Source organism: Enterococcus sp. AZ197 (assembly GCF_050556405.1).
GTDB classification, from domain to species: domain Bacteria; phylum Bacillota; class Bacilli; order Lactobacillales; family Enterococcaceae; genus Enterococcus; species Enterococcus faecalis.
The window spans coordinates 1,917,372-1,940,016 of record NZ_CP187873.1; the positions used below are offsets into that span (position 1 = coordinate 1,917,372).

Annotated in this window: 25 protein-coding genes; 2 read left to right on the forward strand and 23 right to left on the reverse strand. The window is 38.0% G+C overall.

All coding sequences use genetic code 11. The annotated features are described in order from the left end of the window. Positions 1 to 14 precede the first annotated feature (14 nt). The 10 genes from sufU to IGK82_RS09260 form a co-directional block, all read right to left on the reverse strand. Positions 15 to 482: a Fe-S cluster assembly sulfur transfer protein SufU gene (gene sufU / locus IGK82_RS09215; RefSeq protein ID WP_002356768.1), complete on the reverse strand. Its 468-nt coding sequence runs from the start codon at positions 480 to 482 to the stop codon at positions 15 to 17. After that, positions 469 to 1,704 carry a cysteine desulfurase gene (locus IGK82_RS09220; RefSeq protein WP_002372178.1) on the reverse strand — a complete coding sequence of 412 codons (1,236 nt, stop codon included), beginning with the start codon at positions 1,702 to 1,704 and terminating at the stop codon, positions 469 to 471. Before IGK82_RS09220 ends, sufU begins: the two co-directional genes overlap by 14 nt. Next, positions 1,701 to 2,987, reverse strand: a complete 1,287-nt coding sequence (gene sufD, locus IGK82_RS09225; protein ID WP_002364433.1) for a Fe-S cluster assembly protein SufD — start codon at positions 2,985 to 2,987, stop codon at positions 1,701 to 1,703. The genes IGK82_RS09220 and sufD overlap by 4 nt, the downstream gene beginning before the upstream one ends. Before the next feature lie 14 nt (positions 2,988 to 3,001). Further along, a complete protein-coding gene (sufC, locus tag IGK82_RS09230) occupies positions 3,002 to 3,772 on the reverse strand; it encodes a Fe-S cluster assembly ATPase SufC (RefSeq protein ID WP_002356763.1) in 771 nt (256 codons plus the stop codon). 369 nt (positions 3,773 to 4,141) lie between these two features. Then, the gene (gene frr / locus IGK82_RS09235; RefSeq protein WP_002356762.1) at positions 4,142 to 4,699 is read right to left on the reverse strand and encodes a ribosome recycling factor; all 558 of its coding nucleotides are present in this window, start codon (positions 4,697 to 4,699) and stop codon (positions 4,142 to 4,144) included. Positions 4,700 to 4,702: 3 nt separating this feature from the next. Continuing rightward, positions 4,703 to 5,425 carry a UMP kinase gene (gene pyrH, locus IGK82_RS09240; protein ID WP_002356761.1) on the reverse strand — a complete coding sequence of 241 codons (723 nt, stop codon included), beginning with the start codon at positions 5,423 to 5,425 and terminating at the stop codon, positions 4,703 to 4,705. A 260-nt stretch (positions 5,426 to 5,685) separates the two neighbouring features. Then, a complete protein-coding gene (gene tsf, locus IGK82_RS09245; RefSeq protein ID WP_002356760.1) occupies positions 5,686 to 6,567 on the reverse strand; it encodes a translation elongation factor Ts in 882 nt (293 codons plus the stop codon). Positions 6,568 to 6,672: 105 nt separating this feature from the next. Further along, positions 6,673 to 7,458 (reverse strand): 30S ribosomal protein S2, encoded by a 786-nt coding sequence (gene rpsB, locus IGK82_RS09250; RefSeq protein ID WP_016622091.1) that lies wholly within the window; start codon positions 7,456 to 7,458, stop codon positions 6,673 to 6,675. Positions 7,459 to 7,641: 183 nt separating this feature from the next. Continuing rightward, entirely contained in the window at positions 7,642 to 8,079 is a 438-nt protein-coding gene (locus tag IGK82_RS09255) for a GNAT family N-acetyltransferase (protein ID WP_002367049.1), read from the reverse strand. 19 nt (positions 8,080 to 8,098) lie between these two features. Further along, entirely contained in the window at positions 8,099 to 8,875 is a 777-nt protein-coding gene (locus IGK82_RS09260; RefSeq protein ID WP_002364436.1) for a TrmH family RNA methyltransferase, read from the reverse strand. Between the two features lie 106 nt (positions 8,876 to 8,981). Here IGK82_RS09260 and IGK82_RS09265 point away from each other — a divergent pair, with 106 nt between their 5' ends. Then, positions 8,982 to 9,257 carry an acylphosphatase gene (locus tag IGK82_RS09265; RefSeq protein ID WP_002356756.1) on the forward strand — a complete coding sequence of 92 codons (276 nt, stop codon included), beginning with the start codon at positions 8,982 to 8,984 and terminating at the stop codon, positions 9,255 to 9,257. Between the two features lie 166 nt (positions 9,258 to 9,423). Next, the gene (yidC, locus tag IGK82_RS09270; RefSeq protein WP_002356755.1) at positions 9,424 to 10,356 is read left to right on the forward strand and encodes a membrane protein insertase YidC; all 933 of its coding nucleotides are present in this window, start codon (positions 9,424 to 9,426) and stop codon (positions 10,354 to 10,356) included. Between the two features lie 33 nt (positions 10,357 to 10,389). Here the strand turns inward: yidC and IGK82_RS09275 are convergent, their stop codons facing one another. The 13 genes from IGK82_RS09275 to IGK82_RS09335 form a co-directional block, all read right to left on the reverse strand. Next, positions 10,390 to 10,581, reverse strand: a complete 192-nt coding sequence (locus IGK82_RS09275) for a DNA-directed RNA polymerase subunit alpha C-terminal domain-containing protein (protein WP_002356753.1) — start codon at positions 10,579 to 10,581, stop codon at positions 10,390 to 10,392. Between the two features lie 39 nt (positions 10,582 to 10,620). Continuing rightward, positions 10,621 to 12,705, reverse strand: coding sequence for a glycine--tRNA ligase subunit beta (gene glyS, locus IGK82_RS09280; protein ID WP_002356751.1), 2,085 nt, complete (start codon positions 12,703 to 12,705; stop codon positions 10,621 to 10,623). Position 12,706: 1 nt separating this feature from the next. After that, positions 12,707 to 13,615, reverse strand: coding sequence for a glycine--tRNA ligase subunit alpha (gene glyQ / locus IGK82_RS09285; protein WP_002379669.1), 909 nt, complete (start codon positions 13,613 to 13,615; stop codon positions 12,707 to 12,709). 600 nt (positions 13,616 to 14,215) lie between these two features. Further along, positions 14,216 to 15,301, reverse strand: coding sequence for a DUF6688 domain-containing protein (locus IGK82_RS09290; RefSeq protein WP_016622094.1), 1,086 nt, complete (start codon positions 15,299 to 15,301; stop codon positions 14,216 to 14,218). Between the two features lie 41 nt (positions 15,302 to 15,342). Further along, positions 15,343 to 16,128, reverse strand: coding sequence for a DNA repair protein RecO (gene recO / locus IGK82_RS09295; RefSeq protein ID WP_010709743.1), 786 nt, complete (start codon positions 16,126 to 16,128; stop codon positions 15,343 to 15,345). A gap of 82 nt (positions 16,129 to 16,210) precedes the next feature. Beyond that, positions 16,211 to 17,113: a GTPase Era gene (era, locus tag IGK82_RS09300; protein ID WP_002359745.1), complete on the reverse strand. Its 903-nt coding sequence runs from the start codon at positions 17,111 to 17,113 to the stop codon at positions 16,211 to 16,213. A gap of 13 nt (positions 17,114 to 17,126) precedes the next feature. Then, positions 17,127 to 17,528 carry a diacylglycerol kinase family protein gene (locus tag IGK82_RS09305; protein WP_002382764.1) on the reverse strand — a complete coding sequence of 134 codons (402 nt, stop codon included), beginning with the start codon at positions 17,526 to 17,528 and terminating at the stop codon, positions 17,127 to 17,129. Next, positions 17,512 to 17,991 (reverse strand): rRNA maturation RNase YbeY, encoded by a 480-nt coding sequence (gene ybeY / locus IGK82_RS09310; protein ID WP_002356745.1) that lies wholly within the window; start codon positions 17,989 to 17,991, stop codon positions 17,512 to 17,514. The genes IGK82_RS09305 and ybeY overlap by 17 nt, the downstream gene beginning before the upstream one ends. Beyond that, positions 17,991 to 20,189 (reverse strand): HD family phosphohydrolase, encoded by a 2,199-nt coding sequence (locus tag IGK82_RS09315; protein ID WP_002356744.1) that lies wholly within the window; start codon positions 20,187 to 20,189, stop codon positions 17,991 to 17,993. Before IGK82_RS09315 ends, ybeY begins: the two co-directional genes overlap by 1 nt. Before the next feature lie 28 nt (positions 20,190 to 20,217). Further along, positions 20,218 to 21,132 (reverse strand): PhoH family protein, encoded by a 915-nt coding sequence (locus IGK82_RS09320; RefSeq protein ID WP_369810298.1) that lies wholly within the window; start codon positions 21,130 to 21,132, stop codon positions 20,218 to 20,220. A 242-nt stretch (positions 21,133 to 21,374) separates the two neighbouring features. Continuing rightward, the gene (locus tag IGK82_RS09325; protein ID WP_002356741.1) at positions 21,375 to 21,824 is read right to left on the reverse strand and encodes a GatB/YqeY domain-containing protein; all 450 of its coding nucleotides are present in this window, start codon (positions 21,822 to 21,824) and stop codon (positions 21,375 to 21,377) included. A gap of 25 nt (positions 21,825 to 21,849) precedes the next feature. Next, positions 21,850 to 22,026 carry a 30S ribosomal protein S21 gene (rpsU, locus tag IGK82_RS09330; RefSeq protein WP_002356740.1) on the reverse strand — a complete coding sequence of 59 codons (177 nt, stop codon included), beginning with the start codon at positions 22,024 to 22,026 and terminating at the stop codon, positions 21,850 to 21,852. Positions 22,027 to 22,191: 165 nt separating this feature from the next. Beyond that, positions 22,192 to 22,632: a Fur family transcriptional regulator gene (locus IGK82_RS09335; protein ID WP_002387080.1), complete on the reverse strand. Its 441-nt coding sequence runs from the start codon at positions 22,630 to 22,632 to the stop codon at positions 22,192 to 22,194. Between the last annotated feature and the right edge of the window lie 13 nt (positions 22,633 to 22,645).

The window sequence follows — 22,645 nt, forward strand, 5'->3', positions numbered from 1 at the left end:
TCGTCACCCTTTCTTTATTTTTCACAATGTAAATGACCGGCTTCGCCTTGACCGTTATTAGCAACAGCCTGCTCTAAGGCTTTCCAAGCCAGGGTTGCACATTTAATCCGAGCTGGAAATTTAGCTACGCCGCTTAACATTGCTGCATCGCCTAATTTTTCATCTTCGGCCACTTCATTTCCTTGAACAAGTTGAGAGAAATCCTCTGCTAAGGCCGTTGCTTCGGCGATTGTTTTTCCTAAGACCGCATCAGTCATCATACTAGCACTTGCTGTACTGATTGAACAGCCACTTCCTTGAAAGGCGATATCTTTAATCACACCGTCTTCAATGGCCACATCCAGTTCAATCACATCTCCACAAGTAGGATTATTCAGTTCAATTGTTTGGCTAGACGCATCTAGCGTTCCGTGGTGATGTGGGTGGCTAGAATGGTCCAAAATGACTTGGCGATATAAGTTATCTAATTTAGAAAGTGCCATGCTGGAAAAACTCCTTTGTCGCTTTAATCGCTTCAACTAAGCGATCTGCGTCTTCTTTGGTATTGTATAAATAAAAACTTGCCCGTGCGGTTGCTGGCACGCTCAAATAGTTTAATAGCGGTTGCGCGCAATGGTGACCCGCTCTGACAGCGACCCCTTCCATATCTAACGCTGTAGCCACATCATGTGGATGTAAACCTTCAATATTAAAAGCAATCACACCTGTGTGGTCTTTTGGATTCTGTGGACCATAAATCGTCAAGCCCTCGATAGCTTGCAACTTCGGCAAAACATAGTGAACAAGGGCTGCTTCATGTTGATGAATGGCCTCTAAACCAATTTCTGTTAAATAATCAATGGCGGCACCTAAGGCAATTGCCCCAGCAATATTAGGTGTGCCAGCTTCAAATTTCCATGGAAGCTCTTTCCAAGTACTTTCTTGAAGATGAACAAAGTCAATCATTTCGCCACCAAATTCCACAGGTTCCATTTGTTCCAATAAATGACGTTTGCCATAAAGGACACCAATTCCAGTTGGTCCACACATTTTGTGACCACTAAATGCATAAAAATCAGCATCGATGGCTTGAACGTCCACAGGCATATGAGGAACTGCTTGCGCGCCGTCTACCACCATCACAGCGCCATTTTGATGAGCTAATTGTGTTAATTCTTCGATTGGATTAATGACCCCTAACACATTTGAAACATGAGCAATCGAAACAATTTTCGTTTTTTCTGTAATTTGTTGACGTGCACTTGCCATGTCTAAAAAGCCGTCTTCAGTGACGTCTATATACTTCAAAATGGCTCCTGTACGTTGGGCTAATTGTTGCCAGGGAATAATGTTTGAATGATGTTCCATGTAAGATATGACGATTTCATCCCCGGCTGTAACTGCCAAGTCACCATAACTTTTGGCAATCCAATTCAAACTGGTTGTTGTTCCTCGTGTAAATAAAACTTCCGCTGTTTCTTTAGCATGGATAAATTGGCGAACCTTTTCGCGGGAGGCTTCATAGTCCTTCGTTGCTCGTTCGGCTAACGTGTGCACCCCACGATGAACATTGGCATTATCGGTTTCATAATAATGTCGTAAAACATCTAACACCGCCGTTGGTTTTTGGGTTGTCGCAGCATTGTCTAAATAAACTAGCGGTTCATCATTAACTTCTTGAAATAAAATAGGAAACGATTGACGAATGGTTGCTGCATCCATCATGCGTTTAACTTCCCTTCAATTACTTCTACAAATTCATTTTGTACTTCTTTAACTGGAATTGCTGTAATGACAGAACCTAGGAAGCCACGAATCACCAAACGTTCCGCTTCTTCTTTACGCAAGCCGCGGCTCATTAAATAATACATTTCTTCTGGATCTACTCGACCAACGCTGGCTGCGTGTCCGGCAGTCACTTCATTTTCATCAATTAAAAGAATTGGATTGGCATCACCACGAGCTTTATCAGACAGCATTAAAACACGACTTTCTTGCTGTGCGTCGGCTCCTTTTGCGCCTTTTAAAATGTGGCCAATTCCGTTAAACGTTAAAGTACCACGTTCACGAATGACTCCATGTTGTAAAATATGACCAATCGAATGTGGCGCTTTGTTTGTCACTCGTGTGTCGATGCCTTGTGTTTGTTTACCTGCACTAATTGCAACAACTTTAACTTCTGAATGAGCGCCTTCGCCAACTAAATCAGAATCAAAATCAGCCACAACATCGCCATCATTCATGACGCCTAGAGCCCAATCAACAGAGGCATCCCGCATAATATAGCCACGACGATTCATATAAGTCGTTACAGTTTGCCCTAATTGATCCACGGCTGAGTATTTAACTTTTGCGCCATCTTTCGCAATCACTTCCACAACGATATTTCCAGAAGCTTTCTCTGCGTGATGACCAGTTGATTGAAAACGTTCTAAATAACTGAATTCACTATGATTATCTGCAACGATTAAAACATGTTTAAAGAAAGGTTGGTTGCTATCTGAATCCTGAATAAACAAAGATTCAATTGGCTCTTCAATCACTACGTTTTTAGGAACGTATAAGAAAACGCCACTATTCATGAAAGCTGCATGAGCTGCTGTCAGCTTATCTTCTTCTGGTAATACGGCTTTAGTCATATAGTATTCTTTAACTAATTCTGGGTGCTCTTGTAAAGCAGTAAAAATGTCTGTAAAAATTACCCCTTGTTCCGCTAATGAGGCTGGCAATTGCTCAAAAGCATGAAAAGATCCTTGTTGAACAATTAAAGGATTGTCTTTCATTTGATCAAAACTTGCGACATTTCCTTCAGAAGGCACATAACTTTCCATGTGAACATTTAATAAAGGCCAACGATGAAATTTCACACGATCAATATGTGGTAACTCACTTTCGTCAGCGTTTCTTAAAGCCGTTGTTCGCAATTCAGTCATCCAAGCTGGTTCTTCATGTTCTAGTGAAAAAGCGGTGACTTCGTCAAGATAATCCATTAGATTTACTTTTTTCATTTATCTTGTCCTCCTTACGCTTCTTCTTTGTAATCAATACCTAATTCTTGGCTGATACCAGCATAGCCTTCTGTTTCTAAACGTTTTGCCAAATCAGCCCCACCGGTTTTCACAACGCGGCCTTCCATCATGATATGAACAACATCCGGCGTGATATAGTTCAATAAGCGTTGGTAATGGGTAATAATTAACGCACCAAAGTTCTCGCCGCGCATTTCATTAACCCCTTTAGAAACTACTTTTAACGCATCGATATCTAAGCCTGAATCAATTTCATCTAAAATGGCAAACGTTGGCTCTAACATCAATAATTGTAAAATTTCATTTCGTTTTTTCTCGCCGCCAGAAAAACCTTCGTTTAAGTAACGCTCAGCCATTTCTTCAGGCATATTTAATAATTCCATTTTGCTATCTAATTTTTTTAAGAACTGCATGACTGACATTTTGTTGTCTTCGTCACGTTTTGCATTGATTGCTGCACGCATGAATTCAGCGTTGGTAATCCCTGGAATTTCACTTGGGTATTGCATTGCTAAGAATAAGCCTAAGCGAGCGCGTTCGTCTACTTCTAAATCTAAAACGTTGACGCCGTCAAACAGAATTTCTCCTTCTGTGACTTCGTAGTTAGGATTTCCCATAATTGCTGCTGATAAAGTAGATTTACCAGTTCCATTAGGTCCCATAATTGCATGGATTTCTCCAGTATTAATTGTTAAATCGACTCCTTTTAGAATCTTTTTATCTTCAATTGATACGTGTAAATTTTTGATTTCTAACACAGACATGTACAATTCCCTCCAACTTGTTTTAATCGTTTTTCCGTTCTCACTCATTTTAGCCTAATTGAGAATGAATCGCAAATTACAATTGCTAAAAATAACAACTCTTATCATCAAATTTTAGGATTCAATTTGTGAAGGAAAATTTTAAAAGGCTGATATTTCAAAGTTTCTCTATATTTTTAAGTGATCCTCCCTACACAAAGAAAAAAATTCTGGTAGAATAAAAAAATTTATTAAAGAAAGCGTTTTCTTAAATAATTACTTTAGAATGACTTTCGCAAAGAGAGCGTTGAGATACGCCTTCATCATCTATACAAAAAAATCCAGAGCATTTGCTTCTCTGGATTCAATAATTTTTATTAGTGATTGGTTTTATACTTCTAAAAGTTCTTGTTCTTTTTCAGCAGTAATCGCATCGATATTTTTGATGCTATCATCTGTTAATTTTTGAACATCTTTTTCAAATGAACGTAATTCATCTTCGGTGATGTCGCCATTTTTTTGAGCTTTTTTCAATTCATCCATTGCATCACGACGAACGTTACGGACAGCAACTTTTGAGTTTTCCGCTTCTTTTTTCACGTCTTTGGCTAATTCTTTCCGACGTTCTTCCGTTAATTGTGGAATCACTAAACGGATGACATTTCCATCATTGGTTGGGCTAATGCCGATATCACTCATTTGAATAGCTTTTTCAATGTCAGCGATAGAATTTTTGTCAAACGGTGTAATCATTAATACACGTGCTTCTGGGATATTGATACTTGCTAATTGGTTAACTGGTGTTGGTGCACCATAATATTCTACTTGAATACGGTCTAATAGACTTGCGTTCGCACGACCAGCACGAATTTGACCTAATTCACGGCGTAAGCTTTCTTCCGCTTTTGTCATTTTTTCTTTGGCTGTTGCTAAAACTTCTTTAGACATTCTTTATTTCCCCCTTACAGTTGTTCCGATATTTTCACCAAGGATGGCACGACGGATATTTCCTGCTTCATTTAGGTTAAAGACAACTAAAGGAATATCGTTATCCATACTTAATGAGCTTGCTGTTGAATCCATTACTTGCAGCCCTTTAGAAATAACATCTAAATGTGTTAGTTCTTCAAATTTTGTCGCTGTTTCATCCACACGTGGATCCGCAGAATAAACACCATCAACATTGTTCTTCGCCATTAAGATGACGTCCGCATCTACTTCTGCAGCTCGTAACGCAGCCGTTGTATCTGTCGAGAAGTAAGGATTTCCTGTTCCTCCGGCAAAAATAACAACGCGGCCTTTTTCTAAATGACGTTCTGCACGACGACGAATGTATGGTTCTGCAATTTGACGCATTTCAATTGATGTTTGAACACGTGTAGGTACACCAAGATTTTCTAATGTATCTTGCAATGCTAAGGCATTCATCACAGTAGCTAACATGCCCATATAATCAGCTTGTGCACGTTCCATGCCCATTTGAGCACCAATTTGTCCACGCCAGATGTTTCCGCCGCCAACCACGATGGCCATTTCGATACCTAATTCATGGACCTCTTTAATTTCTTGGACGATTTCTTTAATGACTGGTGGTTTAATGCCAAAACCGTCTTCTCCGGCTAGCGCTTCTCCACTTAACTTTAATACGACACGTTGATACTTAGGTTTAACCATCATAATTCCCTCCAAGATTCTCTAAAAATCATTCAATTCCTCATTTAGATGACTTTTCACCAAAATGATTTTTTAGACCAAGCAGTGCGATCCACTGGTTTTGCCTAAAAAAAGGGAGCGCATATCAAAGTTATGCGTTCCCAAATGGCTGAAAGACTGCCTTGAATCAAGCAGTAATCAATTTATGCAGCTTCCTTTGGGGATCGCTGTCTGTTTAGATACTTATGATTCACGGCTTTTCAACCGAGCGTTTGATGCTCTTAGTTTTTCATTTGGCTCATTACTTCATCCGCAAAGTTATCTTCACGTTTTTCGATACCTTCGCCAACTTCAAAACGTACGAATGATTTCACTTCGCCGCCTTTAGAAGCAACAAATTTTTCGACAGTCATATCTGGATCTTTAACAAATGGTTGGTCAACCAAAGCGATTTCTGCTTTGAATTTTTGTAGACGACCAACAACCATTTTTTCAACGATATTTGCTGGTTTACCTTCGTTTAATGCTTGTTCAGTTAACACAGCTTTTTCGTGTTCTAATTCTTCTTGAGGAATTTGAGATTCGTTGACATAGCGAGGGTTGATTGCCGCGATGTGCATAGCAACATCTTTCGCTACTTCTTCGTCAGTTGTGCCATCGATAACTGTTAATACAGCAATACGGCCACCCATGTGTAAGTAAGCGCCAAATGCAGCATTGTCAGCTTTTTCGACAACTTCAAAACGACGGAAGCTGATTTTTTCACCGATAACAGTTGTTGCTTCGATTAAATCAGATTCGATTGTGCCTTTTTCAGTTTTAATAGCCATTGCTTCTTCCATCGTAGCTGGTTTGTTTTCAGCAACTTTAGTCGCAATATCTTTAACTAAATCTTGGAACATTTCGTTTTTAGAAACGAAGTCAGTTTCTGAGTTTACTTCAACGATTGCTGCAACGTTACCTACAGTTGCTACGTTTGCTAAACCTTCAGCCGCAATGCGGTCATTTTTCTTCGCTGCTTTAGCCATACCATTTTCACGTAAAAAGTCTACGGCTTTTTCCATGTCGCCTTCTACTTTTACTAATGCTTTTTTAGCGTCCATCATTCCAACGCCAGTCATATCACGTAATTCTTTTACCATTTTAGCTGTAACGTCTGCCATTATTTGTGTCCTCCTCGGATATTATCAATTCTTTTTAAAAAAGCTATCTCAAAGGAGAATCAGGCTTTTTGTCGCCTAGCCTTTGAGACAGCTCCGTAATCATTATTATTCAGCTGATTCGTTATTTCCTTCAACAACATCAACGATTTCTTCGATTGAAGTTGCTTCTGATGTTTCTTCAACGAATAACTCTTCAGTTGCTTGGTCTTCCCCTTGGTTACCTTCGATGAAAGCGTCAGCCATTTTAGCAGTGATTAATTTCACAGCGCGGATTGCATCATCATTTGAAGGGATTACAACATCGATCTCATCAGGATCACAGTTTGTATCAACCATTGCAACGATTGGAATGTTTAATTTGTGTGCTTCTTGAACAGCAATGCGTTCTTTACGTGGGTCAACGATGTACATTACATCTGGAATTCTTGGCATATCAGCGATACCACCTAAGAATTTTTCTAAACGTTCACGTTCTTTGTTTAAGCCAGCAACTTCTTTCTTAGGTAAAACTTCGAAAGTGCCGTCTTCTTCCATTGCATTGATTTTTTTCAAGCGAGCAATACGTTTTTGGATTGTATCCCAGTTAGTTAACGTACCACCTAACCAACGATGGTTTACATAGTATTGACCAGCGCGGATTGCTTCATCTTTGATTGCTTCTTGTGCTTGTTTTTTAGTTCCTACGAATAAAGCAACGCCGCCTTCTTCTGCAACGTTTTTCATGTAATCGTAAGCTGCATCTACTAATTTCACTGTTTTTTGTAAGTCAATGATGTAGATACCGTTTCTTTCTGTGAAGATATATTTCTTCATTTTTGGGTTCCAGCGACGAGTTTGGTGACCAAAGTGTACGCCGGCTTCTAGTAATTGTTTCATAGAAATTACTGCCATGTTGTGTTTCCTCCAGTTTGGTTTTTATTTTCCTCTTCTTTTCGTCAACTCCTTGAAGAACTACCGTAGTAGCACCACTTCGCAGATGGAAAAGAATGTGGATTTCGTGTGTGAAAATCACACCTTTAACAGTATAAGATATTTTCAGAAAAATAGCAAGCCTTAAAACTAGAAATGTCGCTCCTACTGCGCTTGCCAAACAAGATGACATTCTTCGTTTCCCGTTTCATCGATGGTTCGCTTTTGTTGGACAAAGCCTTGTTTTTGATAAAAGGCATAAGCTGCTTGATTTTTCCTGTAAACAGCCAAAGATAAGAGGTCCTGCTCTTCTTTTGCTACTTGCAGTAATTTCTGACCGATGCCCTTCCCTTGAAACGCTTTTTTTATAAAAATTCCTGCGATATAGTTATCCATTAAGCCTAAAAACCCAATTATCTGACCCTCTTCTTCTGCTAAGATCAGTGTTGCTTTTGGTAACGCAGCGCGGACAAATGCCTTATTTTCTTGCCAATAAGTTGGTGCGACAAATGGATGAGCTTCTAGATTCGTTTGCAGCCAAATAGCCATAATGGTTTCTAATTCTTTTTCTGTTAACTGGGTTGTCTTTTTGATAGTCAGCATTTTTTGACACTCGTTTCTGTTATTGCTTATTTTCAAAATAAAACATTAACACACCCGCTGCGATAGCGACATTCAATGATTCTGCTTGACCTTTCATTGGAATATAAAGATTTTTCGTGGTTTCTGCTAACAATTCTGGCGAAACCCCGCTACCTTCATTGCCTAAAATCAACGCATAATTTTCCACTGCCTCTTGTTCATAATAAGCAATCGCAGCTTCATTTAATTCTGTACCGAAAACTGGTAGTCCTTGCTTCTTGAATGCCTGAACCACTTCAGTCAACTCTCGTTGGAGAACTGGTAAATGATAGTGACTTCCCTGCATTGAGCGCAACACTTTTGTATTGTAAATATCTGCTGTGCCCTTACCTAAAATCACGCCTGCTAAACCTGCTGCATCAGCTGTGCGAATCATCGTACCAACATTGCCAGGGTCTTGGATATTATCTAAAAGTAACCAACCACCTTTAAAAGAAAGCAACTGCTCTTGTTGCGTTTCCAAGGTGACAATTGCCAAAATTCCTTGTGAAGTTGGCAGCTCCGACAAGCTATTTAAAACCTCATCACTAACAAAAATTAATTTTTCTGTTTCTTGTTCAGCTAACCAAGTTCCCCATTCTTGTTGACCTCTTTGGTTAAACAAAATCCACTGGACATCGGCATTGGCCTTCACAGCTTCTTCAATTAAATGAAATCCTTCTATTATATATTGGTTCAGTTCTTCTCGGTACTTCTTTTTGTGTAATTTTTTCCATTCTTTTAATTGGTTATTTTTCGTTGATGTAATTTCTTTCATAAGTCACCTCGCCTTTGTATTATAGCATGCTTCTAGCTTGCTTGGATACTTGCTAGAACCAAGAAAAATCGCTATCATAAAGAAAAAAGCAAAGGAAGTGTCTCTCATGGAAAAACTAAGAATGAATGTACAAGGGCGTGTCCAAGGTGTTGGCTTCCGCTACATGACAAAAATGGTGGCAGATCAATTAGGTGTCACTGGTTCGGTGAAGAACGAAGACGACGGGTCCGTTTCAATCACAGCAATTGCACCTGAAGACATAATGGAAACATTTATCAAAAAAATCAAAGATTCCCCCAGTCCAGCGGGACGTGTAACGTATGTTGATATTCAAGAAGACCCTTTGTTAGAAGAAACGGAACAATTTAAAGTGATTCAATAAACTTACTTTCTAACGATTGATTTCTTTGGGAAGAAGCCTTGAACAGCAAGTAGTTCCTGCTTTTTATTGATTTTTGTAAGAGCTTCTTTTCGATTTTGATTGAAAAAGAGCGCTGTTTCAAGTATAGTTAACCATGTAAAAATTTTTTAGAAAAGGACCGAATTACATGCGTAAATTAAACCGATGGCTTTACGGCTCTGGCTTACTATTTTTAGTAATGTTTTTATCAGGCTGTGTGAAAACAGGAGCAGATGGACAACCAACTGGTGAAGGTTTTGTCTATAACTTCCTTGTTTTACCGATGAGTAATGCAATTACTTATCTTGTCGATAACTTTAATTGGAACTATGGTTGGGCGATTATTTTTATCACCATTATTGTACGGATCATTATTTTACCGTTAGGCTTACATCAATCGAAAAAAAGCTTTATCCAAACGGAAAAAATGCAAGCAATCAAACCCCAAGTGGATGTTGCACAAGCAAAAATGAAACAAGCAAGTACGCGTGAAGAACAAATGGCCGCACAAGCAGAACTACAAAAGATTTATAAAGAAAACAATGTGAGTATGGTTGGCGGAATTGGTTGTTTGCCTTTATTAATTCAAATGCCTATTTTCTCTTCTCTGTTCTTTGCTGCTCGTTATACAAAAGGTATTGCCACGGCAAGCTTCTTAGGAATGAATTTAGGGCAACCAAATATGATTTTAGTGGCATTAGCTGGTTTAGCCTATTTAGCTCAAGGTTATATTTCAATGATTGGTATTCCTGAAGAACAAAAGAAAACAATGAAATCAATGCTGATTGTTTCACCATTAATGATTGTTTTCATGTCCTTTAGCTCACCTGCAGGCGTAGCGCTTTACTGGGTAGTTGGTGGTATTTTCACATGTATTCAATCTGCCATCACAAATATCCTCTTACGTCCAAGAATTAAAAAACAAGTACAAGAAGAATTGAAAAATAACCCACCAAAACAAGTGGTTACTCCTATTAAGGATGTGACACCAAAAGAAACAAACAAAGTAACACAAAAAACGAACCAACCAAAAGCAAACGGCAATAAAGGTCGCAATGCTGGAAAACAAAAACGTAAATAAAAAAAGGATCGCCTCTAAACGGCGATCCTTTTTTTACTTCAATTCTTTCCCAGTCATCTCTTCAATAGTTCGAATAGACTTTGGACCAAAGCCATGCAACGAAAGTAACGCTTTTCGGCCTCGTGCGTAGAGTTCATCCACACTGTCGATTTTTTCATTCGTTAGCGCACGAACAGCTGGCTTTGATAATTGTGTTAAAATTTGTTCAAACGTTGTTTCTAGCATGCTGTCGGTTCCTCCTTAGCGGTCGAAAAACAGCGCTTTTTATTTTACAATTAATAAATCTAAGCTAGCAATTGATAACGCCATTTTAGCAATTTGCATTAATTGTTTTAATCGGTTTTGTTTGACTTTTTCATCCTCAACCATAACCATCGTTTCATTGAAGTACGCATCAATTAACGGACGTAGATTTACTAGTGCTTCATAGTTTTCTGCAATCGTGCGTGTCGCAAATGCTTCAGATAAATCGTTAACTGCTTGATACAGTTCTTTTTCTGCCTTATTTTCAAACAGACTTGGATCAATCCCTTCTTCAGTATCACCTAAAAGTTCTTGACCTTTTTTGGCTAAATTAATAACACGCGTTAAGGCTTCCATTGATGGTTTAAAATCTTGATCTTCAAAACGGCTTTTTAAAATATTCGCTGAAGCAAATAATTTCGATAAATCGGCTTGCTCAGCAGACACCACTGCATCGATAATGTCATGGCGAACATTTTTCGTCATTAATAATTGACGTAAGCGAGCTTTCACAAATTCAACGACTTCTGCTTGTCCTTCGTTTAGTAAAACGCCATATTTCTCAACATCTTGATTCACTGCTTCATCAACTTCTGTTTGTAATTGAACTAATGGGAAGGTCCAGCCTTTATCTTCAATAATTCGGATAACGCCATAGGTTTGACGACGAAGTGCATAAGGATCGTTAGAACCTGTTGGAATCATACCAACTGAGAAGAATGAAAAGACGCTGTCAAGCTTATCGGCTAAGGCTAAAACAGCCCCGATTGCTGTTTCTGGCAATTCACCTTCACTGGAAGTTGGTAGATAATGTTCTCGAATCGCCGTTGCTACGGCTGGTTTTTCGCCTTGTAATAAGGCATATTTTTCTCCCATAATTCCTTGTAATTCTGGGAATTCACCAACCATATTTGTTACTAAGTCAAATTTATAAATTTCAGAGGCACGTTTTAAATCTTCCAATTCATCCTCAGATAAGCCAACTTTTCGACCAATGATTTGTGCAATTAAAGCAACCCGTTGCATTTTTTCATAAATTGAGCCAATCTTTTCATGGAAAGTCACATTTTTTAGTTTTTCAACACATGCTTCAATCGTTAATTTTTTATCTTCATTGTAAAAGAATTCTGCATCTTCTAAACGAGCAATTAACACTTTTTCATTTCCTTTAATCACGTTTTCAAGGTGAACATTATCCCCATTGCGAACAGCGATAAAATGCGGCATTAATAAGCCTTGGTCGTTACGAACTTCAAAGTAACGTTGGTGTTCTTTCATAGAAGTCACTAATACTTCATCTGGAACAGATAAATATTTTTCATCAAAACTGCCTACAAATGCAGTTGGATATTCCACTAAATTCGTAACTTCTTCCAATAACTCTTCATCTAAAGCTAACTGCCAATTTTTTTCTGCAGCGAGAGCGTTCGCTTGATCAACAATCATTTGTTTCCGTTCATTCGGTTGAACCACTACAAATTGTTCTTTTAATTTTGTTTCATATTCATTAGCGTGTTGGAACGTCACATCGTCTCCCAAGAAACGGTGGCCACGAGAAGTTTGCCCTGTCGTCACGTCTAACACGTTGAAAGGAATTACTTCATCATCAAGTAGTGCCACAATCCAATGAATTGGACGAATATATTCGAAATCATAGTTTGCCCAGTGCATTGTTACCGGGAAAGTTAGACTTGTAATCACGTCATTTAATTTTGTTAATACTTCTTTGGCACTTTGGCCTTTGGTAAACTTCGTCACATAGACATATTCGACACCATTTAATTCTTTGAAAACAATGTCCTCAGTTGTAACTCCTTGGCCGCGTACAAAACCTTGTGCAGCTTTTGACCAATTTCCTTCAGCATCTAAAGCAATTTTTTTCGCTGGACCTTTTACTTCTTCTTCAACATCCGCTTGTTTTTCAGGAATCGCAGTTACTTTCACGGCTAAGCGACGAGGTGTGGCAAAGGATTGCACTGTTTCATAGTCTAAATGATGTTCATCTAAAAATTTGATTACTTTTTCTTCAAGTTGGATACGGCTTGGTGTGACAACATGTGCGGGCATTTCTTCTAAGCCAATTTCTAATAATAAATCTTTTGCCATGTTATTCTGCCTCCTTGGATACACTTTGATCTTTATTTAATAATGGGAACCCTAATTTTTCACGTTCAGCCACAAAAATTTTCGCTACGGAACGAGCCATATTCCGAATGCGGGCTAAATATCCTGCACGTTCCGTTACAGAGACAGCGCCGCGAGCATCCAATAAATTGAATGTATGGCTACATTTTAAAATATAATCATAGGCTGGGTGAACTAAGCTTTCTTCAATACAGCGTTTAGCTTCTTTTTCAAATTTGTCAAAGTTTTCTAAAAGCATTTCTTGGTTACTAATTTCAAAGGAGTATTTTGAATGTTCATATTCAGGTTGCACAAAAATTTCACCATATTTAACGCCTTGTGTCCATTCTAAATCATAGACACTTTCGACTTCTTGGATATATGATGCCAAGCGTTCTAACCCGTAAGTAATTTCAGAAGTGACAGGATGACATTGTAAGCCGCCGACTTGTTGGAAATACGTAAATTGGGTAATTTCCATGCCATCTAACCAAACTTCCCAACCTAAACCAGCACAACCCATTGAGGGATTTTCCCAGTTATCTTCTACAAAACGAATGTCATGTTCTAATGGATCAATTCCTAATAATTTCAAACTTTCTAGATAAAGTTCTTGGATATTTTCAGGAGAAGGCTTCATTACAACTTGGAATTGATGATGTTGGTATAGACGGTTTGGATTTTCACCATAGCGTCCATCAGCTGGACGACGAGAAGGTTCTACGTAGGCAGCATTCCATGGTTCAGGTCCAATGGCACGTAAAAACGTGTAAGGACTCATGGTGCCGGCTCCCTTTTCTGTATCATAGGCTTGCATTAACATACAGCCATTAGATGACCAAAATTTTTGCAAGGTTAAAATCATTTCTTGTACGGTTAACTTGTTTTTCATTGTTTTCCTCCTTGGAATATTTTTTATAGACATAGGGATTGGCTTTGCTTCGGGAATGTAAATTTAAAAAGGGCTACAGAAAAACAATTTTGTAGAATGGGATAATTTTTATTCGGTTACAACGTTCCACATCTGCTCCATGTTTTTGGCTAAACAGTTTGTTTTAACATAGAGGAGACAACGCCCTTTGGTCACCTTGTGCTGTTCATCATCTACTCCATGTTTTTGGCTAAGCAGTTTGTTTTAACATAGAGGAGACAACGTTCCCTTTGGTCACCTTGTACTGTTCATCATCTACTCTGTCGCTTTTGCGCCAATCGTAGTGATTCACAGCAAAAAGTCCCTATGCCTATTAATAGACATAGGGACGAATAATTATCGCGGTTCCACCCTACTTCCGATGTGTTCATCGGCAGCTTCGTTTGTCGTACTCCAAAGTGCCTTTCAAAAGTTCCGTGTTTCTGGCTCCCACTCTCCCAGATTCGCTTAACAGAGGGTTCTTTTTACTTCTCTTTTTCTTCGTACGTATTTAACTTCTCTATCATAATACGGTGTCTGAGGGAAGTTGTCAAATTTTTTTTAGAAAAACGTTGAACTGTTTCAGAAATTTTTGGGCTTTGTGATATATTGCAAAGCAATTCTGTTTTCTGGTTTGATATCCACCAAATAAAGCACTAGTAAAAAGAAATATTCTGCTGGTTTCATCATCAGATAAACCAAATCTGCCACATAGGGAGAATGGATTTTTTTAGCTATCGGAAAACCGTAAGTGTCATAATTTTTACGCATAAACCGATGAGTTTTCGGGACTTTTTCCTCTAAAATTTGTTCAAAAGCATTTGCAACACAAAGTTGTCGGTTCACAACCACTTGATGATTATGACGAATGCCCATTCGCTGTGGTTTCACAAAATTTCGGTGTCCACAGGCAGCAACCGTACATAAATAATGTTCATCCACTTGAACATTTGGCGGTGAGATTTTTTGAGATAATGCCCAATCACTAGTTTCTGTCCAAGCTCGAACCATTGCATCTGGTCGTTGTCCGAATAAAATAAGTACTGCTAAAAAAATCCCTAGAATAGGTAACATGAAAATAAACGCCAGCCACCACCAATTTAAACTGTTCATTAATACTTTTGCTAAGATACCTGTTTTTTCGACACGGGTATGATCTCCTTGCCAAGCAACGATTTGTTCTTTGATTGTTCTCAACGCCAATAAAATAAAATTAAAAGCAGGTAAACCAAGAAAAATAACGACTAGGATATGGTTCGATAGTTGCACAATCCAAATGGCTGCAACAAAAATACCAATGTACGTTCCTGCGATTGCAAAAACCATCACTAATGGCGGCAACCTTTTTTCCTTACTAAATTTCAACAAAAAATAACCAGTCAATCCAATCACAATGAGCCATAAAATAACGGGTTGTTCTTCACTAGCAATTGGATTATGGGTAGCACCATTAATTAGCACTTCTTGCCAATCTCCTTTGAACATGTACATAAAACGAACAAAAACTAACGAAAGAATGATTCCTAAACTCCACGTCCAACGTTCAATCGCTGATTCAAATCTGGACTCGTGACTTCTCTTAAATAAGAAATAAACATTATAAAGAGTCAAAGTAATCGGAGCAACAAAACATACCAACACAATTAAAACATACAAAATACTAACCATACAAACTAGTCAACTCCTTTAAAAACAGCTTACTCAAAACATCATTCTTCCTTCTTTCGTGGTGGAATTTTTAACGTATTTTCCCACGTTTTCATTTGATCAATAAATTTTTTGCTTTTTAAGTGCAACCCGACATATTCATCGTATAACATATCAATCGTTTCTCGAATACTTTTCTTAGTTTCTTCTTTTACTTGAATGTTTTGGACTTTTTCATAGGAGACTTGCGCAAATAAGCGAATAAAATGAATTGCTCTAGGATCTGCATGGTAGCGCTGTTCATCTAAATGCCAATGTTTTTCACAAAGCACACCGCTATACTTTGAAGAGTAGTCAAATTTCCCTTGTGTTTCGCCACAAGCCACACAATGATGCCATTCTGGTCGTACACCAAACCGTTCTAACAATTGAATTTCAAAAATATTTGTAATGATTTCCGGATCTTTTTGCTCATTTAAAGCGGATAATGCCATGTGGGTAAATTGAAATAAGTTCGGATCATAGTGCTGATCTTCAATTGCTGCATCGACTAAGTTTAAAATATATGTTCCATATGCGTTAATAAATATGTCTTGTTGAATGTTTCGAAAAGGTTGAACTTCTTTGCTGCTATTGAGAAAAGATAAGCCTTCTTCTCTAAAATTTCCGATGTAGACGGCTTCTGTAAATGGCAGAATCGCTGGCAAAAGAGGATTATTTTTTCGATGCGCGCCTTTCACAAAAAACATCAATTTTCCATAGGATTCTGTAAAAATTTTGACGAGTTTATCCTTCTCTTTAAAATCCTTCGTAAATAAAATAATGCCTTTGGTCTCCCCTAATGCCATTCAATTCACTTCCATTTCTTATGTAAATTAGTGTAGTGTTTGGAAAGTTCGTTTATACACTCGCTTCCCAAACACTACTTTCTTAATATTCTTCTTTGCGATAACCAAAATCTTGTAAATAGATTTTTTTGTCACGCCAGTCTTTTTGGACTTTTACCCACAGCTCCAAATACACTTTGTCATCTAATAAATATTCAATATCTTGACGCGCCTTGGTACCAATTTGTTTCAGCATTTTTCCGCCTTTGCCAATAATGATACCTTTTTGACTGTCCCGTTCCACAATAATGGTTGCTTGGACATGGACTTTATCGTTTTCATCCCGTTTCATTGAGTCCACAACGACAGCGACAGAATGAGGAATCTCATCTCTTGTTAAAAGTAACACTTTTTCACGAATTAATTCGGAAACGATAAAATATTCTGGATGATCCGTAATTTGGTCATCAGGGAAATACTGTGGTCCTTCTGGCATTTGCTCAACGAGAACATCCATCAAATGCTCAAAATTATTTCCTTCAGTGGCAGAAATGGGAATAATTTCTTTAAAGTCCATTTGTTTCGAATAGTCTTCAATGATACTCAATAAATCATCTGGATGGACTTTGTCAATTTTATTAATAATCAAGTAGACTGGACTATTATTATTTTTCAATCGTTCAATAATAAAGTCGTCACCTTTCCCGCGTTTTTGATCAGCACTTACCATAAATAAAGTAGCATCTACTTCACGCATCGCATTATAGGCACTTTCCACCATGAAATCGCCTAAGCGGTGTTTAGGTTTGTGAATCCCTGGAGTATCGATAAAAACAATTTGTGCTTCAGGAATTGTATAAATTCCTTGAATCTTATTACGAGTTGTTTGTGCTTTGTCACTCATAATTGCAATTTTTTGGCCGACAATTCGATTTAACAATGTTGATTTTCCAACATTTGGTCTGCCGACAATGGCTACGAAACCAGATTTATGTTCAGTTGTCATTGTATTTCTCCTCTTATTTCCACATTTGAATGATTTGTAAAATTTTTGGTACAAATAGAATTAGTCCTACTAGCACTGCGAAACCGGCTGTTAATAAAACAGCTCCTGCGGCCATGTCTTTAACTTTTTTTCCGATTGGATGAAAGTGAAAATCCGTAAACATATCTACGACATTTTCAAAAATTGTGTTGATAATTTCTGCCAACCAGACAAGAAAAACAGCCAATAACAACCACAGCCATTCAGCAAGTGTTAAGGAAAACAAGAAACCAAACACAATGGCCGTGACACCAAACGCCACATGTTTGCGCATATTACGTTCTTCTCGAAAAACTGTTTTGATTCCTTGCCAGGCAAATTCTAATGAATTAATAAAATGTTTATTTTTTCCTGTTTGCTCATCTTTTAAGGCCATACGCATCTAAAATCTCTTTCTGTAAACCAAACATTTCTTTTTCATCTTCAGGTTCCATATGATCGTACCCATTCAAATGTAAAAAGCCATGTACTGCCAAAAAGCCCATTTCTCGTTCCAATGTGTGCCCATATTCAACTGCTTGTTCTGCTGCTCGCTCTGTTGAAATAATTAAATCACCTAGATTACGTGGTAGCTCTGCCAACTCTTCATCATCAAAAATAATTGGCAATTCGTCTTCCCCTTCATCCTCTAAAGCAAAACTGATGACATCTGTAGGCATATCTTTGCCCCGATAGTCACGATTAATCACTTGGATACCTGCGTTATCTGTAAAAGTCACCGACATCTCCGTATCTTCGGCAATTTCTAGAAAACCCGCTGCAAATTGCAGCAAGTTTTCGATTTCTTTGATTTCTTCTGTTGGTACTTTCTCGGTTTCATCAATGAAAGTAATATCCATTAGTCATCTCTCTTTTCTTGTTCATCTTTCATTTCTTCTGCTTCAGCTTTCATTTTTGGATACTTAATCCGTGAATGGAAGGTACTGCATAATCCATTAATTAATGATTTTTCAATGATGCGAATCTCTTTCATCGTTAACCCACATTCATCTAATTGGCCATCTGAAATTCTGTCTTGAATCACATTATGCACAAAGGCTTGAATTTTTTCGTTGGTGGGATGATCCATCGCCCGCACAGCAGCCTCACAAGTATCAGCAATACTCACAATCCCTGCTTCTCGTGTTTGTGGACGTGGTCCAGGATAACGGAAGTCGGATTCTTTAATTTCAGGATTGCGTTCTTTTGCTTTCACATAGAAAAATTTCATTAATGTTGTGCCATGATGTTGACGACAAATGTCAATCACCATTTGCGGCATATTGTACTCTTCTAAAATTTTGGCGCCATCAATTACGTGGCCAAAAATAATTTGTTTACTATCTTCTGGTAATAAAAAGTTATGTGGATTTTCTGCACCAGCAGGTAAGTTTTCCACAAAGAAATTGGCGTGTTTAATTTTACCAATGTCATGGTAATAACAAGCAACTCGTGTTAATAGCGACCGCCCGCCAATCTCAGCAACAGCGTTAGCGCTCAAACTAGCCACCATCATGCTATGATGATAGGTACCTGGCGCTTCTTCTAACAGTTGTTTTAACAACGGATGGTTCGGATTACTTAATTCATTCAAGACAATCATACTATCATCGGTCACTAATAATTCGATATATGGATGCAAGCCCATTGTTGCTAAAAATGAAAGTACCGTTCCTGCACTTGCACAAATTAAAGCTGTCCACGTTTTACCATCTGTTAAACTCATCCCTTGATAAATCATTAAGACAACCGCCATGAAAACAGGAAAGACCACTACCCACATTAAAGCTGGGAAAACTTGCTCACTCATCCGTTTCCGTTTAACAACTGTTGCTAGAAATCCTGAGAATAAGTACATAATCAGAATAACCGTCAACGAGTTTGTGCCAATAGAATTATAAAAGATAAATAACGCAAAAACGACTTGGAAAATGGCAGCGATTATCCCTGAACGACGATTTACAAAATGATTTAGAATCAGCGGCGCAAAGGCTGCCGGATAGAACAAGGGAATATACATCAACTGCTCTGTTTGGAAAATCTGGAAGAATTTCATTAAAATAACACTGATTAGCATAGCACCCGTGTAAAAGATAATAAACGAGCGTTGTCGCGAAGGCTCAGTCACTTGTTTTGTAAAGAAAATTAACACTTCAACTTGAAGTAAAATAGCTAATGCTAATGCCACCATCGGAAAAATAGAGGTATTTTGACTAGTCATTCCTAGTAACTCAAGTTTTTCGACCGCTTTTGCATCAATTTGAGTACCTTCACGAACAATAATTTCGCCTTGATAAATCATTGCGGGTTGAACAGCATTCATCGCTTTTTGGCGTAGCTCTTCTGTTCGTTTTTCATTGGCAATATCGTTTACCACAATCCCTTGGTTAACAATGTAACGAATGACTTGTTGCATTGTACTCGTAATATCTAAGTATTGAATTTTACCGTTAGCTTCTTGGCGAATTTTATCCAAATCAGATTCTCGAACGTGATTTTGCATCGCATCATCCACCAACATCAAACTTTCTGAACGAACCTTATCCAATTGCTCAGAGGTTAATGTAAAGATTGTTTGATAAAAAACATTAGGAAAACTTTGATAAAACGTAACTTCATCTTGCGGTAAAGATTCAAATAATGATTTTAAGCTAGCTACTCGTTCTTCCACGGTCGGCGCAGGAATCGTTTCTTCCTTTTTGGCCTTCGCTTGCTTGTTGCTGTACTCTTTGTCTACTTTTTCATTCGCAGAATCAATCAATTTAAATAATTTATCAATACGATTATGTTGGACAGATGCCGTATCTTCTTGATAAATATATTCGGGTGTGACAGCTTCTGCTGCCAATTTTTTTCTTTGTTCTGTTTCGTAGGTATTCTCGATATTTTTATTTGCACGAATGGTTTTCTCGGCCAGTTGACCTTCTTTAATTTCTACTCTTTTCTGATGGACACTGCCAAACATAATCATAAATAAAAGAAGAGAAAAAACGGCTAATAAAATAGGTAAATAGGCTTTACCTAAACGATCCCCTAACTTTGTAAGTACTTTTTTCAAAAGGTACTTTCACTCCTTCCCTAACTGCTTAGGAATGCTTTTGTTGTTCTTTTTCATAGGCTTGAATAATTTGTGCTACAACAGGATGACGCACAACGTCACTGGCTTCAAAATTTACAAAGGCAATTTTTTCAATGTCTTTTAACGTACGCTCGGCGTTAACTAAACCACTTGTTACACCACGTGGCAAGTCAATCTGACTAGTATCTCCATTAACAATCATTTTTGAACTAAACCCTAAACGAGTTAAAAACATTTTCATTTGGGCAACCGTGGTATTTTGTGCTTCATCTAGAATGACAAAAGCATCATCCAATGTACGACCACGCATATAAGCAAGCGGGGCAATTTCAATAACGCCGCGTTCCATTAAACGATTTGTATGATCCATACCAAAAATTTGATACAAGGCATCGTAAACTGGACGTAAATAAGGATCGACTTTTTCTTTTAAGTCACCTGGTAAAAAGCCCAAGCTTTCGCCAGCTTCCACCGCTGGACGAGTTAAAATAATTTTTTGTACTTCGCCTTTTTTTAAGGCTGCTACTGCCATCACCACGGCTAAAAAGGTTTTTCCTGTCCCCGCAGGTCCCACCCCGAAAATGACGTCATGAGTTTTAACTGCATCGATATATTTTTTTTGACCAACATTCTTAATTCGGATGGCCCGACCATGATGGTCCTTCATAATTTCTTCTTCATACATGGCAATAAACGCCTCTAAATTTCCAGCTTTGGCCATTTTTAAAGCAGAAACGACATCTGGCGTATGCACTTTGATGCCTCGTTGAATTAATGTTTGTAGCGCTCTTAACACGGAAGCGACTAACTCTACCTCTGATGATTCGCCAATTAACTGAATAACTTCGCCACGACTATTAATCGTTACGTGGGTATTCTCTTCTAAAAATTTGATATGTTTATCATGTGTTCCTAAAAGCATGTGTGCATCATCAGAATCAGTAAGTATTAATTCCAAAGATTTTGACTGATTATCTGTCAAAAAACGTCCATCTCCTTTATTATATAGTCCTTTACAATGATACCACATTCTTATCTGTTTAAAAAGAAGTCGTACCTGATTTGACTTTGAAAGTCAAAAAAGAGAAAACCGTAAAAAGCTACCGGTTTTCTCTTTGCATAAAAAAACTAGGACAGTATCCTGTCCTAGTTTCGATAACGCTCTTAGTTTTCTTGTAATAATTCTTTCACAATTGCGTTAACTTGGTTGCCATCGGCTTTGCCTTTGACTTTCGGCATCATAGCGCCCATCACTTTACCAAAATCTTTTGGTGAAGTGGCGCCAGTTTGCGTCATTACCTCTTGAACTAGTTGACGAATTTCTTCCTCCGTTAGTTGTTGAGGCATATATTTTTCAACAATTGCTATTTCAACTTTTACTTTTTCAACAAGATCGTCGCGTCCCGCCTTTTCAAACTCTGATAAAGAATCTTTTCTCTGTTTCATCTCACGAGACAATACAGTGAGTTCTTCTTCTCCGTTCAATTCACGGCCCGCTTTAATCTGATCATTTTGAATGGCAGTCTTTAACATACGAAGTACGGCTAAAGTTTCTTTGTCTTTAGCTTTCATCGCTGTTTTAATGTCGTCATTCAATGTGGTTAGCAATGACATACCACCAACTCCAATTCATTCAAAACTAGAATTTTTTACGTTTTCTAGCTGCTTCAGATTTTTTCTTACGCTTTACACTTGGTTTTTCGTAGAATTCACGTTTACGTGATTCTTGTAAAGTACCCGCTTTTGAAACGGAACGTTTGAAGCGACGAAGAGCATCATCAAGAGATTCGTTTTTACGAACGACTGTTTTTGACATGTTATTCCCTCCCTCCGAGCTTAAAAAGTAACCGTTTTTCTTATTTGTGGGAAAAACCCACAAATTAAAATACTGTCCTTGTTATATTATAGCTAAAGCATAAATAACCGTCAACCACTCTACTGATAAAATACGAAATTTTTGTTTGATTTTTCGTCTTATTCGCTATTTTTCGCAACAATCGGCACAACGACCAAGGATTTCAAAGCGATGTCCTTCAATTGAACAACCTTTTAACTGTTCTTCAAAAAAATTCATCGGACACATGTGAATTTCTTCCGTTTTGCCACAAACCGTACAAATAAAGTGATGATGATGTTCCACCTCTTGGCAACAACGGAAGCGAAACTTTTGCTCGCCATTTAATTCTGTTTTTTCCAGTAATTCTAAGCGCTCAAAGTCATGCAAGTTACGATAAACCGTATCATAACTGACTCCTTTAAAGGTTTCATTCATAAATTCATACACTTCACGTGCAGAAACATACCGATTTCGCTTAATCAAATAGCTCATCAGTAATTCTCGTTTTTTAGTATATTTTAATCCACTGGCTTTCATGGTTTCTAAGGCTTGTTCAATATTGGTTTTTACTGGTGCCATCGCCATTTCCTCCCTCACC

Bases quoted from the DNA above. Each gene is read 5' to 3' on its own strand.
- sufD (WP_002364433.1), bottom strand. From the start codon at position 2,987: ATGAAAAAAGTAAATCTAATGGATTATCTTGACGAAGTCACCGCTTTT.
- IGK82_RS09335 (WP_002387080.1), bottom strand. From the start codon at position 22,632: ATGGCGATGGCACCAGTAAAAACCAATATTGAACAAGCCTTAGAAACC.
- sufU (WP_002356768.1), bottom strand. From the start codon at position 482: ATGGCACTTTCTAAATTAGATAACTTATATCGCCAAGTCATTTTGGAC.
- glyS (WP_002356751.1), bottom strand. From the start codon at position 12,705: ATGGCAAAAGATTTATTATTAGAAATTGGCTTAGAAGAAATGCCCGCA.
- rpsU (WP_002356740.1), bottom strand. From the start codon at position 22,026: ATGTCAAAAACAGTCGTTCGTAAAAACGAATCTCTTGATGATGCTCTT.
- sufC (WP_002356763.1), bottom strand. From the start codon at position 3,772: ATGTCTGTGTTAGAAATCAAAAATTTACACGTATCAATTGAAGATAAA.
- glyQ (WP_002379669.1), bottom strand. From the start codon at position 13,615: ATGAAAAACAAGTTAACCGTACAAGAAATGATTTTAACCTTGCAAAAA.
- IGK82_RS09325 (WP_002356741.1), bottom strand. From the start codon at position 21,824: ATGTCATTGCTAACCACATTGAATGACGACATTAAAACAGCGATGAAA.
- tsf (WP_002356760.1), bottom strand. From the start codon at position 6,567: ATGGCAGACGTTACAGCTAAAATGGTAAAAGAATTACGTGATATGACT.
- IGK82_RS09260 (WP_002364436.1), bottom strand. From the start codon at position 8,875: ATGAAAGAAATTACATCAACGAAAAATAACCAATTAAAAGAATGGAAA.
- pyrH (WP_002356761.1), bottom strand. From the start codon at position 5,425: ATGGTTAAACCTAAGTATCAACGTGTCGTATTAAAGTTAAGTGGAGAA.
- IGK82_RS09320 (WP_369810298.1), bottom strand. From the start codon at position 21,132: ATGCTTTTAGGAACACATGATAAACATATCAAATTTTTAGAAGAGAAT.
- IGK82_RS09275 (WP_002356753.1), bottom strand. From the start codon at position 10,581: ATGCTAGAAACAACGTTTGAACAAATTTTAACACAATTATCAAAGCCA.
- IGK82_RS09305 (WP_002382764.1), bottom strand. From the start codon at position 17,528: ATGGCCTTAAAAGATGAGCAAACAGGAAAAAATAAACATTTTATTAAT.
- frr (WP_002356762.1), bottom strand. From the start codon at position 4,699: ATGTCTAAAGAAGTTTTAGCAACAGCCAAAGAAAAAATGACAAAAGCG.
- yidC (WP_002356755.1), top strand. From the start codon at position 9,424: ATGCGTAAATTAAACCGATGGCTTTACGGCTCTGGCTTACTATTTTTA.
- rpsB (WP_016622091.1), bottom strand. From the start codon at position 7,458: ATGGCAGTAATTTCTATGAAACAATTACTAGAAGCCGGCGTACACTTT.
- recO (WP_010709743.1), bottom strand. From the start codon at position 16,128: ATGGCATTAGGGGAGACCAAAGGCATTATTTTATTTACGAAGGATTTT.
- IGK82_RS09220 (WP_002372178.1), bottom strand. From the start codon at position 1,704: ATGATGGATGCAGCAACCATTCGTCAATCGTTTCCTATTTTATTTCAA.
- ybeY (WP_002356745.1), bottom strand. From the start codon at position 17,991: ATGGATATTACTTTCATTGATGAAACCGAGAAAGTACCAACAGAAGAA.
- IGK82_RS09265 (WP_002356756.1), top strand. From the start codon at position 8,982: ATGGAAAAACTAAGAATGAATGTACAAGGGCGTGTCCAAGGTGTTGGC.
- era (WP_002359745.1), bottom strand. From the start codon at position 17,113: ATGACAACTGAACATAAATCTGGTTTCGTAGCCATTGTCGGCAGACCA.
- IGK82_RS09290 (WP_016622094.1), bottom strand. From the start codon at position 15,301: ATGGTTAGTATTTTGTATGTTTTAATTGTGTTGGTATGTTTTGTTGCT.
- IGK82_RS09255 (WP_002367049.1), bottom strand. From the start codon at position 8,079: ATGCTGACTATCAAAAAGACAACCCAGTTAACAGAAAAAGAATTAGAA.